General features: G+C 60.3%; 12 protein-coding genes. 10 read left to right on the forward strand and 2 right to left on the reverse strand.

The features are described from left to right. The first annotated feature begins 67 nt into the window (after positions 1-67). From ACIPZB_RS19825 to kdsB, 4 genes are read left to right on the forward strand one after another with little or no spacing between them, the layout of a single operon-like run. Positions 68-1516, forward strand: coding sequence for a hypothetical protein (locus ACIPZB_RS19825; protein ID WP_400642226.1), 1449 nt, complete (start codon positions 68-70; stop codon positions 1514-1516). An 8-nt stretch (positions 1517-1524) separates the two neighbouring features. Then, positions 1525-3078 carry a glycosyltransferase gene (locus ACIPZB_RS19830; RefSeq protein ID WP_400642228.1) on the forward strand — a complete coding sequence of 518 codons (1554 nt, stop codon included), beginning with the start codon at positions 1525-1527 and terminating at the stop codon, positions 3076-3078. A 24-nt stretch (positions 3079-3102) separates the two neighbouring features. After that, complete coding sequence (gene kdsA / locus ACIPZB_RS19835; protein ID WP_400642229.1) at positions 3103-3945, forward strand: 3-deoxy-8-phosphooctulonate synthase; 843 nt, start codon at positions 3103-3105, stop codon at positions 3943-3945. 25 nt (positions 3946-3970) lie between these two features. Then, a complete protein-coding gene (gene kdsB, locus ACIPZB_RS19840) occupies positions 3971-5257 on the forward strand; it encodes a 3-deoxy-manno-octulosonate cytidylyltransferase (RefSeq protein WP_400642231.1) in 1287 nt (428 codons plus the stop codon). Positions 5258-5350: 93 nt separating this feature from the next. Here the strand turns inward: kdsB and ACIPZB_RS19845 are convergent, their stop codons facing one another. After that, on the reverse strand, positions 5351-6283 hold the full coding sequence (locus ACIPZB_RS19845) for an SIS domain-containing protein (RefSeq protein ID WP_400642232.1): 933 nt from the start codon (positions 6281-6283) through the stop codon (positions 5351-5353). A 633-nt stretch (positions 6284-6916) separates the two neighbouring features. On the opposite strand from ACIPZB_RS19845, the gene ACIPZB_RS19850 reads away from it, so the two are divergent. Both ACIPZB_RS19850 and ACIPZB_RS19855 read left to right on the forward strand, forming a co-directional pair. Continuing rightward, positions 6917-7198 carry a hypothetical protein gene (locus tag ACIPZB_RS19850; RefSeq protein WP_400642234.1) on the forward strand — a complete coding sequence of 94 codons (282 nt, stop codon included), beginning with the start codon at positions 6917-6919 and terminating at the stop codon, positions 7196-7198. Positions 7199-7409: 211 nt separating this feature from the next. Further along, complete coding sequence (locus tag ACIPZB_RS19855; protein ID WP_400642235.1) at positions 7410-8456, forward strand: phosphotransferase family protein; 1047 nt, start codon at positions 7410-7412, stop codon at positions 8454-8456. A gap of 220 nt (positions 8457-8676) precedes the next feature. On the opposite strand, the gene ACIPZB_RS19860 is transcribed toward ACIPZB_RS19855, so the two are convergent. Continuing rightward, positions 8677-9423, reverse strand: a complete 747-nt coding sequence (locus tag ACIPZB_RS19860) for a hypothetical protein (protein ID WP_400642236.1) — start codon at positions 9421-9423, stop codon at positions 8677-8679. Positions 9424-9742: 319 nt separating this feature from the next. Between ACIPZB_RS19860 and ACIPZB_RS19865 the strand changes: the two genes are divergently transcribed. From ACIPZB_RS19865 to ACIPZB_RS19880, 4 genes are read left to right on the forward strand one after another with little or no spacing between them, the layout of a single operon-like run. Beyond that, positions 9743-11764 (forward strand): capsular polysaccharide biosynthesis protein, encoded by a 2022-nt coding sequence (locus ACIPZB_RS19865; RefSeq protein ID WP_400642237.1) that lies wholly within the window; start codon positions 9743-9745, stop codon positions 11762-11764. Beyond that, positions 11704-13023, forward strand: a complete 1320-nt coding sequence (locus tag ACIPZB_RS19870; RefSeq protein ID WP_400642238.1) for a capsule biosynthesis protein — start codon at positions 11704-11706, stop codon at positions 13021-13023. The genes ACIPZB_RS19865 and ACIPZB_RS19870 overlap by 61 nt, the downstream gene beginning before the upstream one ends. Continuing rightward, positions 13020-13796 carry an SDR family NAD(P)-dependent oxidoreductase gene (locus ACIPZB_RS19875; protein WP_400642239.1) on the forward strand — a complete coding sequence of 259 codons (777 nt, stop codon included), beginning with the start codon at positions 13020-13022 and terminating at the stop codon, positions 13794-13796. Before ACIPZB_RS19870 ends, ACIPZB_RS19875 begins: the two co-directional genes overlap by 4 nt. Next, positions 13789-15351 carry a sulfatase-like hydrolase/transferase gene (locus ACIPZB_RS19880; RefSeq protein WP_400642240.1) on the forward strand — a complete coding sequence of 521 codons (1563 nt, stop codon included), beginning with the start codon at positions 13789-13791 and terminating at the stop codon, positions 15349-15351. The genes ACIPZB_RS19875 and ACIPZB_RS19880 overlap by 8 nt, the downstream gene beginning before the upstream one ends. Positions 15352-15354: the final 3 nt, after the last annotated feature.

Below are 15354 nucleotides of genomic sequence, written 5' to 3' on the forward strand. Positions count from 1 at the left end.
CCATCAGAAGATGGCATCTGCACTCGCATGCCTCTCCATGCGGTGAATATTGGCCATTAGAGTACTCATGAACATTCTTATCCAGTGCGGCGATCATTTAGAGAACCAAAACAGGATCATGACGCTAGCCTCGACACTCAGGGATTTCGGGTGTAAGCCGGTCGTCTTGTTGTATTCAAACAAAAAAGGACGTTATTTTGAAAACGCTGGTATTGAGACCATTGCGCTCGAAGACCACCTACCCAAAATACCGGTAGCGGCCGGAACCAAGATCGAAAGCAGCTTGGAAGACGGCATTACCTATGATGATGTTCTTCAGCCGGAACAACGCCGCCGTCCTCGTGTAGGTTGGCCAGGCCAGCGCGCGCGATCCATCAATGATATTCACAAACACCATAGCGCGCTGACGTCCATTATTGAAACGTGCAAGCCAGACCACATTGTCGTCTGGAATGGCTTTACCGGATATGTGGCAAACATTCTTCGGCTTATCGCTCAAGCCCGAAATATACCCAGCGCTTTCCTTGAGCGTGGACTGCTGAAAAACTCGCTCTTCATTGACCGCGATGGCGTAAACGGCGCGTCCTCGCTGAATGGCCTGACACCTGATCTTGTCGATGCGCTTAGTGTCTCCGAACAAGAAAGAAACAAGGTCATTGAGCTTTTCAATATCCCCGCCTTGCAACCGCAACAAGAACAAAATACACAAAACATTTTGTTCCCACTCCAGGTGCAGCTCGACACAAATATCATCATGTATAGCTCGTACAGGACAATGCGCGAGACTTTCTTTGATATTTATGACGCCCTGGACTCAAAAACGAGTCAATTTTTAGTACGTCCCCACCCAGAAGAATTACCCGAGACACTGCCCAACATACCCAACCACGACAATGTCAGGGTGACAAAATCAGAAACACTCGACCATTGGCTAGACTGGTCAACGCTGGTCGTAACCATTAACAGCACGGTCGGGCTGGAGGCGTTGATCAAAGGGAAAAAAGTCATCTCCCTTGGCAACTCCATCTACTCCTCAGCCGGGCTTACTTCAGGTTTAACCACGGACCTGGGATTGAGCGCCCCCGACTTGCGGGAACGCCTGATCAAGTATCTGGTTTACCTAACCCGCTCCAACCTGCTAATCCCCGATGACGACAACAATCCTGCTGTGGTCTCGAAGCAAATCAATATTACAGCCAAGCAGATTGCAGCACCAGAACGCCCGTGCAACAAGCCCATTGCAACCGAACGAGCAATCATTGAGATAGCAGCACCCCTGAACACCACGCTTGACTTAACCTACAGAAAGAACAAAGTCAAACTGGACCACGCGTGGATATTATCGATCGCCAAGCAGCATATCTCAGCCAAAACTTATTCAATCGTACCTTATTGTCCAAACTCCAAACACGCCACTACAACAACGGCACTGAAGGTGGTCAGCGAAGAAAGATCCACCAAGGCGGATCCACGCTATAACAGAACCATTGATATTTACGGGAACCTTGTACGGTAAGCAGAGCCATGAAAAAAATCGCCATCTATGCAGAATCAATCACTGCCGTACAACTCGATACTTTATCAACCCTTGCAGCACAAGAGCCGGACAATCAGTACTTCATTCATGGCACAAGCCTAAAATCAACGGCAATAGAGCACGTTTCAGAGAAAGCCCGCTTCTTGGATATCTGTGGCGACGCAGATGACCTAATGATCCTTGCAGACGCGGAATTCAAAGTCGATGAGAAAACACTGAACAGCTTTTACGCTCACCGACTGGGCGATGTTTGGCACATGCTCCCTGACGGAGAAATCAAACGCTATCGCCTGAATCCACGGCGCAAGGCTTCCGTGCTTTTGATTTTCCCGGGCCCCATTTTGCCCTTAACCTTGGGCTCGCACCAACGCGCCTTCAACTTGCTTTTCAACTTGAGCAAACAGGGTGTAGCCGTTGACTTGCTGATCACTGCACCAAGAAATATTCCGCAGTCGCGCTTCAAAACCTCCCTGGAAACATTCTGCAATAGCGTTTATTTCTACAAAAATAATAAAAAGAAATTCTCCAAGCTGCAGCAATACAAGCGCACCATTGAAATCAAGGCGCGCACCACATTAGGCAAAGCAGCGGAACTACCTGACCTTTTCTCAGAGCGAGCAAAGCTTAGACCTACTGAATCCTGCAAACGCTGGGCCAACTCGCTCCACATGGCCAATAGCTATAAATCCATCATCGTTTCCTATGCCTGGATGATGGACGCAGTCAAATACATAAAGCATGACCGCGGCAACTTCAACTTGATCTGCGACACGCACGACGTCCAGTTCACTCGCAACCAGCAGATCCTCGATCGCAAAGAACGCCTGTTCTATAGCGCCTCAAGCGAAAAGCGCTGCGAATTGGAGAAACTCAGCATTTGCGACTCTGTACTCGCCATCTCTGGATCGGATGAGAAAATTCTTGCCGAATCACTACCCAAGGACGTCAAGGTTATCAAAGCGTCCTCTGGATTTGATTACGCGCTCTCTCCGATCAAACGACGCCCTCATGGACGACCCTTGGCCTTCGGCTTTATTGGCGGACAGATGTCGGCAAACGTCAAGTCGTTGAACCACATACTTGAAGAGTGGTGGCCAACCATTAAAAAATATTCCCCGGACAGCAAATTTTACATTGCAGGCTCGGTATGTAATGCACCGTCCATCCTGCCCAAGACATTCTTCGATAACAACATCGAAGCCTTGGGCTTCGTTGACAACATTAGTGAATTCTACGATCAAATCGATGTCTCCCTTAACCCCGTGGTCGTTCAAGGCGGCTTGAATTTCAAAAGTGTTGAGGCCGTGTTTGCCGGCAAGCACTTGTTCACCAATCCACTTGGGCAAGAGTGCTTGGGAGATGATTTCCCTTCCACCATCATCTCCGACAAGTCAGATATCCAATCATTCTTGAAAAAATATGAGTTCGATATCAACAAAGACACCGGTGCGCGGACGCACAATCAGAACAAAGCCAAAAATCTGTTCTCGAATAAATCCGTTTACCACGAACTATTCAGCTATTTCTCTGCGCAGCACTGATTCGGCCAACCTGGACTGACTTTCATGATCAACATCACACAGAATATTCAATGCTCGAACAGCGCCCCCTTCGTCCTCTTCGGTGGCATCAACGTCCTCGAATCCGAAGACCTGGCCCTGAAGGCCTGTGAAGAATACGTGCGCGTCACTCAGAAGCTGGGCATCCCCTATGTCTTCAAAGCCAGCTTCGACAAGGCCAACCGCTCCTCGATCCACTCCTACCGTGGCCCGGGCATGGAAGAAGGCCTGCGCATCTTCGAAAAGGTAAAAACCGAATTCGGCGTGCCGATCATCACCGACGTGCACGAGATCTACCAGTGCGCCCCGGTCGCCGAAGTGGTCGACGTACTGCAGCTGCCGGCCTTCCTGGCCCGCCAGACCGACCTGGTAGTGGCCCTGGCCAAGACCGGCAAGCCGGTCAACATCAAGAAGCCGCAGTTCCTCAGCCCTTCGCAGATGCAGAACATCGTGCAGAAGTTCAAGGAAGCCGGTAACGACCAGCTGATCCTCTGCGACCGCGGCACCTGCATGGGCTACGACAACCTCGTGGTCGACATGCTCGGCTTCGGCGTGATGAAGCGCACCTGCGACAACCTGCCGATCATCTTCGACGTCACCCACGCCCTGCAGAACCGCGACCCGTCCGGCGCGGCCTCCGGTGGCCGTCGCGAACAGGTCGTCGACCTGGCCCGTGCCGGCATGGGTGTCGGCCTGGCCGGCCTGTTCCTGGAAGCCCACCCGAACCCGGACCAAGCCAAGTGCGACGGCCCGAGCGCCCTGCCGCTGGACAAGCTGGAGCCGTTCCTGGCCCAGATCAAGGCGCTGGACGACCTGGTCAAGTCGTTCCCACCGCTGACCATTTCGTAAGTCCTCGGCAACAAGGATTGTGAGCATGGCAACTTCTGAACAACGGGTCGCGATCGTCATTCCGGCCCGCTATGGCTCTACCCGCCTGCCGGGTAAGCCACTGGCCGATATTGCTGGCAAACCGATGGTGCAGCACGTTTACGAGCGCGCCCTGCAGGTGGCCAATGCGCAGGTGGTGGTCATTGCCACTGACGATGAGCGTGTCGCCGAAGCCGTACGCGGCTTTGGCGGCGCGTGCGTGATGACGTCGCCGGACCACCCTTCCGGCACCGACCGCCTCGCGGAAGTCATGGCCCAGGTGGATGCGGATATCTACATCAACCTGCAAGGTGACGAGCCGTTGGTGCGCCCAGCGGACATCGAAGCCCTGGCGGCGGGCATGCTGGCAGACGCAAGCGTCAATGTCGGCACCCTGTGCCATCCCATCGACGCACACGAAGCGGGCAACCCCAACACCGTCAAGGTGGTGTTGGCAGGCAACGGCAACGCGCTGTACTTCAGCCGCTCGCCAATCCCCTACCCGCGCGACAGCGAAGTGGCGACCTACCTCAAGCACGTTGGCGTTTACGCTTATCGTCGCGAAGTACTGGCCGAATACGCCAGCCTGCCGCAACCGATGATGGAGCACGCAGAGAAGCTGGAGCAGCTGCGCTTGATGGCTGCCGGTTACTGCATTCGTGCTTACGTGGTCGAGCCGACCGGGCCGGGTGTGGACACGCCCGAGTGCCTGGAGCAAGTGCGCGCACTGATGACGGGCCAGACCCCGGCAACGAAGCCGACACTGGCCGATATCCGTTTGGTCATTACCGATGTGGACGGCGTGCTGACCGATGGTGGCATCTACTACGACGCCACAGGCGAATGCCTCAAGCGCTTCCATGTACGCGATGGCATGGGCATGCGGTTGCTGGAAGAGAACGGGGTGCGCGTGGCCGTGCTGTCCGGGCGTGATTCGGCGACCTTGCGCAAGCGAGTAGCCGACTTGGGTGTGACCCTTTGCCAGTTTGGCGTGAAGGACAAACTCGCAGCCTGCAACCAGCTCATGGCCGAGGCTGGCGTGACGCCTGAGCAAACCGCCTGCATCGGTGATGACTGCATCGATCTGCCAGCGTTTGCGGCTTGCTCAATGTCGTTCGCTGTAGCGGATGCACCGGTTTACGTGAAGGCTGCCGCGACGCAGACACTGACGTCGGCCGGTGGCACCGGGGCGTTCCGTGAAGTAGCCGATGCCATTCTCTTTGCTCAAGGCAAGGATGCGGTGCTGGGTAGCGCTGCAGGGTACGCGAAAGTGATGGCGAAAATGGCACAGTAAGAACTGCCGCCAGCAAGCCCGGCAGGGCTTGTATCGCTTAACAGAAAGGGCCGATACACCTGCGTGTATCGGCCCTTTTTCTTTTGCTGCGGGTTAGTCGAAAATTTCGACCACGCCCACAACTGCACCCTCGGAATCGGTCACAGCTAGTGCCCGAATCTTGTTGTCCAGCATATAAGCCTCGGCTTCAGAAAGCTGCGCATCTTCCAGAATGGTATGTGGATTGGCCGTCATGAACTGTGCAACGCTCTCATGAACAATCCCTTCGTTATCCAGCAGCGCCCGACGCAGGTCCCCGTCGGTCACGATGCCAACGAGCTTGTCGTCGTCCATCACCACTGCCATCCCCAGACGGCTGCGGGTCATCACCAACAAACAATCATGGAAGCTGGTAGTCGGCTCAACGACCGGCGCTGGCGAGTGCATCACGTCACGCACACGCGTCAGCAACTTGCGACCCAGGCTGCCACCGGGGTGGTAGCGGGCGAAGTCCATCGGCTTGAACTGGATGGCTTCGATCAACGCCACTGCCAACGCATCGCCCATGGCCATGGTGGCCAAGGTCGAGGTGGTCGGGGCCAAGTTGTTCGGGCAGACCTCACGCTCGACCGAGATGTCCAGCCAGATGTCGGCGTGCTTGGCCAGGGTGGACTTGCCGTTGCCGGTCATGGCGATGATCTTGTTGCCGAACGACTTGAGGCTTGGGATCAGCTTGATCAGCTCTTCGGTCTCGCCGCTGTAGCTGATGAGGATCAGCACGTCGATGGGCTTGAGCATGCCCAGGTCGCCGTGGAAGGCTTCGGCTGGGTGCAGGAAGAAGCTTGGGGTACCGGTGGAGGCGAAGGTAGCGACCATCTTCTGGCCGATCAGGCCGGACTTGCCCATGCCGCAGACTACGGTGCGGCCTTGGCAACCGAGGATCAGCTCGACTGCACTCTGGAATTCGCCATCCAGGCGATCGGCCAGGTGAGTGACGGCTTGGGCCTGGGCGATTAAGGCTTCTTTGGCGATGTTGAGGTGGTTCATTTTCGTCCCTGACGACTGCAGTTAATGCGAAGCGGCGAATGGTAAGGTTTTTGTCATGGTTAGCAAAGCGGCGTTAGTGGTATGGGGGCTGTGCTGGCCTCTTCGCGGGGCAACCACCGGCTTTGATAGCTGCGATGGACACTGTGGGAGCCGGCTTGCCGGCGATGGGGCCCTGACTGGCTGCAAGGGACCGTCCCGCTACCTTGTGTATGCCTGCTCCGGCCTCATCGCCGGCAAGCCGGCTCCCACAGGAATCGCGTCAACTTTTTGAAATTGAGCAAGACAGTGGCTCCCACAGATTGAAGGGGCGCACTCCTGCTGTGGATTCAGACGTTTCCTACAAAATTGGGGTGGAGGTGTTGGGGCTCGGGAAATATCCTACGTTGTCTGTCGACGGGCGTCTGATTGCTGCGGGAAAGCTAGCACTCTAGGATTTTCGGGTCGCTGAGGGTTCAGCGATCGGGGTGTGGAAACCCCTTGCAATCTTCAAGGTGCCTGCCGTTATGGCAGCTGTGCGCGGGAGGCCGTTTGGCCTACCGGGGTTCCTTGAAGACCGGTTTTCCACCCCGCGTACAGTTGCCTCCATTCGTGTGGAAACGGAGGTGGCAGCTCCTTAATCTTCAAGGAATTGCTATGAAAAAAATAGTACCCGACCCACCTCACTCCTTCGACTTACCTCCCGGCAAAACCCTCTGTCGCGCCATTGGCGAAGGCATCGTGCCGATAGAGCATGTGCTGATGAATGTATCCCACTACTTGATGTTCGCCTACAGCGACAGCCGTCGCGCCCTTGAGCGTATCGAGGATGAAGAGACGCGGCAGCAGCTGCAGCATGGGCTGCGGGCGATGCAAATTGCCTGGGGGCAGGCGGATGCCTTGGCTTTGGCGGTGGAGCGCAAGCCAGGGTTGCTGTAGCGCTGGAAGATTGTGGGGGCCTCAAGGGGGCGCCTTGATTTTTATGGCGGATTCGAGATCGAGCGCCGCGTGGGCGGCGCTCGATCCCAACGTCACACCAAAAACCAAGACGAGCCACGCATTTTTTCATTGTGCCCCAGCCCCATATCCCGCAGCATACCCGCCCTTCACAGCTACTAATGGACCTACGGCTGCTGCCTGACCGGATGTCATGACTGACCCTTCTCGCCCGCCTGCATCGAGCAAGACGCTCTTCCGCTGGCAACGGGCCCCTCTCGAACACCACCTGCACGCGCTGATGCCCCAATGGGGCCAACACGCGCTTAACATCAGCTCCCAGGACCTGGCGTCGAACGCGTCGTTCGTCAACTACGTGCGCCACCATCGCCTGACCGATCCCTGCAGCGGGCAACCGGTGGAAGTGGTGGAAAAGTCGATTCGCAAGGTGGCCTTCTTCGGTAGCCAGGAGGCGCGCTTCCACCGCGCCGAAGGCCTGCTGGCGGGCAGCACGCAGTTTCGCTACCCCGCCTGCCTGGGGGTGATCGAAACGCCCTGGGAAAGCCTGATCTTCACCGAGTTCGTGCGCGGCAAGCCACCACGCATTCACGCCATCGCGCGTCAACTGGCCCTCGGCATCGCCGAGCTGGAAAGCCTCAGTCACGCCTGGCTCAAGGCGCAGCCACTGGGCAAGGCGCCGTTGTTGTGGAGCATGGACTTCTTCCGTCCGTGGTTCTTGCTACGCCCGCGCTTCAATTTCGCCCGCTGCCTGCCCGCACTGGCACAACTGGGGCGTGAGGATGCGCGCTTTGCCGGGCTGGCGGTGCGGTTCGAGGCATTCGTGCCGCTGATCCGCCAGCTGGCGAGCGCGGCACGGAAAAGCCCGCGGTGTATCAGCCATATGGATTACCTGCGCAAGAACCTGTTCGTCGACAAGGGGCAACTGCACCTGATCGACTGGAGCGAGGTGAAGGTCGGGCGGGTCGGGTTCGATGGCGGGGCGTATCTGGGCAGTCTGTTCCGGCGCAAGGACATGGCGGTGTTTCTGGCGGCGCAGCAGGAGTTTGTCGAGGCGTATCGCGCGGCGCTGGCGCCGGGCCTGGATGTGCAGCAGGCGCTGGGGAATTTGCGCTATGTGTTTCTGCTGACAGCCCTGTTCCATTGCCTGCGGCCGGAGACGGTCGAGGAATATCGCGAGCGGGAGCGAATGGGGTTGTTGCGGGAGAAGTATGATTATCTGCTGGGGTTGATGCAGGGCTGAGTGCCGGCCCGCGATTCGTGTGGGAGCCGGCTTGCCGGCGATGAGGCCAGGGCAGGCAAAAGCCGACCAGGTCTTTTAGCAGGGCTGCTGGATGATCCCAAGCACAAGACTGTCGCCTTGAGTGGGCTGTTCTGGCCCCATCGCCGGCAAGCCGGCTCCCACAGGGAAACCACTGCTTTCAAAGCCAGTGGTGTGCCTGTGAACCACCCTACAGCCTGCCTTAGAACGCCATCCCCAGCTTCACCCCATACTCATCACGCTTGAGTTCGGTGTTGTCTGCGGCCAGCGACTCATCGTCGAGCTCGTACTTGGTCTGGATGTAGTACAGCCCCGCCTGAATGGGAAAGTCGCCCTGCTGGTTCATCAGCAAGGTGATCTCCGCATAGGGGTTGGCACGGTCCTTCGTGTCGCTGGTTTCGTCGTCAAAACCGTCCACATCGAGCTTCGCCTCGCCACCGACGGCGTAGCGCACACCGCCCTCGAGCCGCAGGGTCGCCGTGTCGAACTGGTGGTTGTAGCCCAGTGCGGCTTTGACGAACGGTGATTTGTAAGTCAGGTCGGTGTCACGCCTGTGGGACACCAGCTCGAAGCGCTGCCAGGCGTACCCCGCGCCCACGATCACGTCGGCGAAGTTGCGGGCATCCAGCGCCACACGCCAGCCCAGGTCGAGCCCCAGCCGGGCGTCCTTGAACTTGTAGTTGTCCTGCTCGGCGTATTTGCCTTCACCACCGAGCTGGTAAACGAGCCCGGACTCGGCTGTCATCTTGTTCCCGTAGTTTGCGAATACACCGCCCTCCCCTACGTATTCGCTTTGCGATTGCCTGCCGCCGTGGAAGGTGAACTCATCGTAAGCACCTATCAAGCCTATAACGAAAAGTGGATCGGTATTGGGCGCGGCATTTGCCGCCAGTGGAGCGCCCATCAGGGCGAGAATGCAGGTGTGACGCAGCAATTTGCGTGTTCGCATGCGGGAAGTCTCCATGACAGGAATCGAGTGACGAACCCTGATTACGAGATTAGTCCTAGCGCAAAAGTTCGGATGGATTTCAACAACCGCACGCAAATCGGTGACCGATCACAAAATTGTGCAAAATCGCAGTTGATGGCATTTTGATGCCCATTCAGCGGCATTTCCGCACAATGTCTAATTTCTTTATAAGAATCACCTCTAAAAACCCTTCGCCAAATGTGAATTTGTATTAAGATTCCCTGTCCTGATTTTGGATCCTGTCTGTGGGATCCGTCGCCTTTCCTCAGTCTTCGGTATGGAACCCTGCTGCTCGTTTATGGATGACGCGTCACCTCGCCCGCGCCTGCTGGTCCTTTCCAAGGGAGCCCAGCGCATCAGCACTTTGCCCGCCCTGTTGCCCGACTACGCGCTGCATAACGGTGCCGTGCGCGACGTGCCGGCTGCAGATTGGGTGATGGCCTGGGGCCGCAAGCCCAGTGCGCTCAAGGCCATGGCCGTGGCGCGCGAGGCGAGCAAGCCGGTACTGACGCTGGAGGACGGCTTCGTCCGTTCAGTGGGCCTGGGCGCCGATGAGCCGCCGCTGTCGCTGATCGTCGACGAGGTGGGCGTTTACTACGACGCCAGCCAGCCTTCGCGGCTCGAGCAACTGATCGCCACGTCGCTCAGCGCCGAACAAAGCGAACGTGCCCTGGCGCTGCGCAACTTGTGGCAGCAGCAGCGGGTGTCGAAGTACAACGACGCGCGCATCGAGCACCCGGCACTGCCGGATGACTGCGTGCTGGTAGCCGACCAGACCTGTGCCGACGCCTCCCTGCAAGGCGCCGGGGCGAACGACTTCAAGGCCATGCTCGACGCGGCGCTGGCCCGCTATCCGCACAGCACCGTACTGCTCAAGGTGCACCCCGACGTGGTCGCCGGGCACAAGGCCGGGCATTTCGACCTGGCAGCGCTGGCCGACCACCCACGTGTCCAGGTGCTGGCGCGCAACGTACACCCCGCCGAACTGCTGCCACGCATGCGCGCGGTGTATGTGATGACTTCGCAGCTTGGCTTCGATGCCCTGTTGTGGGGGGTGCCGGTGCACACCTGGGGCATGCCGTTCTATGCCGGCTGGGGCCTGACCGATGACCGTCTGCCAGCCCCGTCGCGGCGCCATCCGGTGCCGCTGGCGCAGCTGATTCACGCAAGCCTGGTGGCCTACCCGCGTTATGTGTGCCCAGAGCGCGGCACCCCCTGCACGCCTGAAGTGCTGATCAACTGGCTGGGCCTGCAGCGTCGTCACCGCAGCCTGCTGCCCGATACGGTGCAGATGCTCGGCTTCAGTCGCTGGAAAGAACCACTGGCCGACCTGTTCTTCAACGGCGCGGCCATCCGTTTCGTCAAGGCCGAGCAACCGTTGACCCGCGACCTGCCCGTGGTGTCGTGGGGCTGCAAGAGTGACGACCACCTCCATGACCACCCTCTCCCAGTCAGCCGCGTCGAAGACGGTTTCCTGCGTTCGGTCGGCCTGGGCGCCGGCAAGGCACGACCGTTGTCGTGGGTGGTCGATGACCTGGGCATCTACTACGACGCCACTCGCCCTTCACGGCTGGAACGCATTCTGGCCAGCGAAACTTTCGGCGCCGAGCTGCTGGCCCGCGCCGGCGCCTTGCGCCAGGCCATCTGCCGTGCCGGTCTGACCAAATACAACCTGCCCGGGGCCAGCTGGCAGCGCCCGGCCACAGCCGGACGGGTGATCCTGGTCACCGGCCAGGTCGAGGGCGATGCCTCGATCCGCTTCGGCAGCCACAAAGTACGCAGCAACCTGCAGCTGCTGCGCGCCGTGCGTGAGCACAACCCAGGCGCATGGGTGCTGTACAAACCGCACCCCGAAGTACTCGCCGGCACCCGCGCGCGGGGTGACGACGAGGCGCAGACGGTGCACTGGTGCGACGAAGTGATCGGCGACACACCGCTGCAGCAGCTGCTTGAAGTGGTCGACGAGGTGCATGTGCTGACCTCGCAGTCGGGCTTCGAGGCCTTGCTGCGCGGCGTGCCGGTCACCACCTGGGGCCAGCCGTTCTACGCCGGCTGGGGGCTGACCCGGGACATGGACCTGCAATTGCATGTGCAGGCCCGGCGCTCCCGGCGCCTGAGCCTGGATGAGCTGGTGGCCGGGACACTACTGCTCTATCCCACCTACGTCAGTCGCATCACCAACCGCTTCACCACCGCAGAACAGACGCTTTACGAACTACAGCATTGGCATGCGCTACCGCAGCAAGGAGCTACCTCTCGATGGCAGGACTTGAAACGACGCTTGAGCAGTTTGCTGGGCATGAAGCGCCCGGCCGGCTGACGTCAGCGTCTGCCCGTGGTCCGCTGCTGCGCATCCCGACTCACAACTTCTTGCTGCTGCAAGGCGTCAGTTCGCCCTTCTTCGCACGCCTGGCCAACGCCCTGCGCGGCATCGGCCAGCGCGTGCACAGCGTGCGCTTCAGTGTCGGCGACGCGCTGTATGGCGCCAGCGGCCCGTCCCTGAACTGCCCGTGCCGCGCCGAAGACAGCGAGCCATGGTTCGCCGAGGTGTTCCGCCGCCTGGACATCACTGACCTGGTGCTGTTCGGCGACTGTCGCCCGGTGCATCGAGGGGCAGTGGCGCTGGCACGCCGCCATGGCGTGCGCGTGCATGTGTTCGAGGAAGGTTACTTCCGCCCGTACTGGGTCACGCTGGAGCGCGACGGGGTGAACAACCATTCGCGCCTGCCGCGCGACCCGCAGTGGTACCGCGAGGTGGGCAAGCACATCCCGCGCTACCAGAACGGCAATGCCTTCAAGCTGTCGTTCGCCGCACGCGCCACCCACGATGTGCTGTACCACGCCGGCGGCGCGCTGAACGCGCTGTGCTACCCGCGCTATCGCACCCATGCGCCGTTCAATGCTGCCGTGGAGTATGCCGGTTTCATCCGCCAGGGCCTGCGCCTGCTGCGGGCGCGGGTGCATGACGATGCGCTGGTGGCCGAGGTGGCCCGCGAGCGCCACCCGACCTTCCTGCTGCCACTGCAACTGGACAGCGACGCGCAGATCCGCGATCACTCGCCCTTTCAGAACATGGAGCAGGTGATCGAGCACGTCATCGACTCGTTCTCGCTCAACGCGCCGTTCGATGCCCGCCTGCTGGTCAAGAACCACCCGCTGACACCCGGGCTGATCAACTACCGCAAGGTCACCGCCCGGCTCGCGGCCAAGTACGACGTGGCCGACCGTGTCGATTTCCTGGAAAGCGGGCATATGCCCACGCTGCTCTCGCACATCACCGGGATGATCACCGTCAACAGCACCGCCGGGGCGTCGGCGATTCTTCACCATCGCCCGACCTGCACCCTGGCCGAGCCGATCTACGCCATGCCCGGCCTGACCCACCAGGATGGCCTGGACAGCTTCTGGCAGCAGCCCGAGGCACCCGATAACACATTGTTCCAACGCTTTCGCAACACGGTCATCCACACCACCCAGATCAACGGCGGGTTCTACACCGGCTGCGGCATCAACATGGCCGTGGCCAATTGCCTGGAAGTGTTGATGGCCAGAACTTCAAGAATCGAAAACTACCTATGAGCCACACAGCTTCACCCCGCTGCATCCTTATTACCGGCGCCACCGGCGGTATCGGTGGCGCGCTGGCGCCCGCCTATGCCGCGCCGGGCGTGACGTTGATCCTGCAGGGCCGACGCCAGGACCGCCTGGACGAAATGGCCGCGCAATGCCGAGCGCTGGGCGCCACGGTGCTGCTGGAAGCCCTCGACGTGCGTGACCTGGATGCCCTGCGGGCGATGGTGCGGCGCGTCAGCGAAACGCATCAGCCCGACCTGGTGCTGGTCGGCGCCGGCCTGAACACGGCGGTGGGTGCCAACGGCGAGGCGGAGTGCTGGGACGAGAGCCGCGCCTTGCTGGAGGTGAACGTGATGGCGGCACTGGCCACCGTGGAAGCGGCCTTGCCGGTGATGCGCGCCCGCGGCCATGGGCAGATCGCGCTGTTCAGTTCGCTGGCCGGTTGGCGAGGCCTGCCGGTGACCCCGACCTACAGCGCCAGCAAGGCGGCGATCCGCGTGTATGGCGAGGCGATCCGCGACTGGCTGGCGCCGGAAGGGGTCAAGGTCAACGTGATCGTGCCGGGCTATGTGGAGTCGAAGATGTGCTTCGAGATGCCCGGGCCGAAGCCGTTCCTGTGGACGGCGGAAAAGGCAGCCAAACGTATCAAGCGCGGGCTGGCGGCGAACCAGGCGCGTATCAGCTTCCCCTTCCCGCTCAACCTGGGCACCTGGCTGCTGGGGCTGATCCCGCAGTGGCTTTCCTCGATGATTCTGCGTGGGTTGAAATACAGTGATTGATGTTTCCTGGCTACCGGTTGCCCTGGCCGGCCTGGGCCTGACCGTGCTGGTCGAGCGCCTGCTGGTGCCCCGCCCGCCCCTGCAGCGGCCGGCCAGTAGCTGGCTGCTGCACATGGGTTTGTGGTGCGTGGGTTTCGGCCTGCTGTACGGGCTGACGGCGCGGCCGTTGTTCAGTGGCGTGAATGTGTTGCTGCTGTGGCTGCTGATCGTGCTGGTGAGCAATTCGAAGTACCACTCGCTGCGCGAACCGTTCGTGTGTGCAGACTTCGAGTACTTCAGCGATGCGGTGAAGTTTCCGCGCTTGTACCTGCCGTTTTTCGGGTTTGCCAAGGCGGCGGTGCTGGCGGTAGGTTTTGTCGTTTACCTGTGGGCCGGGTTGAGCTTTGAAGTGCCCAAGGCACGGGGCGAGGCATTGCTGCCGTTGCTGTTGGGGCTGGGGTTGCTGCGCCTGGGGCATCGGCCGGTGAAGCCAAGCTTCGATGCCGAGAAGGACTTGCTGAGCTGGGGCTTGGCGGCCAGCCTGTGGCGGTACTTTTGGGCGGCACGGGCCAAGGTGGATCGGGCCGGGTTGGGGTCGCCGTTTGCCGCAATGCCTGTGCCGCCCTCTTCGCGGGCTTGCCCCGCGAAAGGGCCGGCACAGGCAACCCCACTACCCGACCTGATCTCTATCCAGAGCGAATCCTTCTTCGACGTCCGCGACCTGTGGCCAGGCGTGCGCCCCGAGGTGCTCGGCCAGTTCGACTTGCTGGCCCGCGAATCCCTGGCCCACGGCAAACTGCAGGTCGCCGCCTGGGGCGCCAACACCGTGCGCACCGAATTCGCCTACCTCACCGGCATCCCGGCCGAACGCCTGGGCGTGCACCGCTTCAACCCTTACCGCGTGCTCGCCCGCCAGGGCCTGCCCAGCATCGCTTCGCGCCTCAAGGCCATGGGCTATCGCACCGTCTGCATCCACCCCTACGACGGCAGCTTCTACGGCCGTGACAAGGTGCTGCCAGCGCTGGGCTTCGACGAGTTCATCGATGTGCGCGCCTTCAACGCCTCGGAAAAAGCCGGCCCGTTCATTGGCGACTGCGCCGTCGCGGAAAAAATCCGCGCACTGTTGCAGGCACCCGGGCGCAAACAGCCGCTGTTCATCCACGCGGTGACCATGGAAAACCACGGCCCGCTGCACCTTGAAACCGTCGATGCAGACGAACTGCCCACGTGGTTCGACCGCCCGCTGGAACCGGGCATGCAGGACCTGGCACCTTACCTGCGGCACATCGGCAATGCCGACCGCATGCTCGGCATGCTGCGCGAAACGCTGCTGGCGAACCCCAACGAGGCCCTGCTGTGCTTCTTCGGCGACCATGTGCCGATTCTGCCCGAGGTGTACCAGGCTATCGGGGCGCCCGCCGGAGATACCGATTACCTGCTGTGGTCCAACCGCCGCCAGCCGGGCAGCAACGCGTGTCCGATCCGTGTCGAGGCATTGTCCAGCGCGCTGCTGGCACAGGCCCATGCGCCAGTTGCCGCCGCGCGGGCACGCACGGCGGCTGCTGGGGTCGTCTGACAA

It is taken from the genome of Pseudomonas sp. NPDC089396 (assembly GCF_044749545.1).
Lineage (GTDB): Bacteria > Pseudomonadota > Gammaproteobacteria > Pseudomonadales > Pseudomonadaceae > Aquipseudomonas.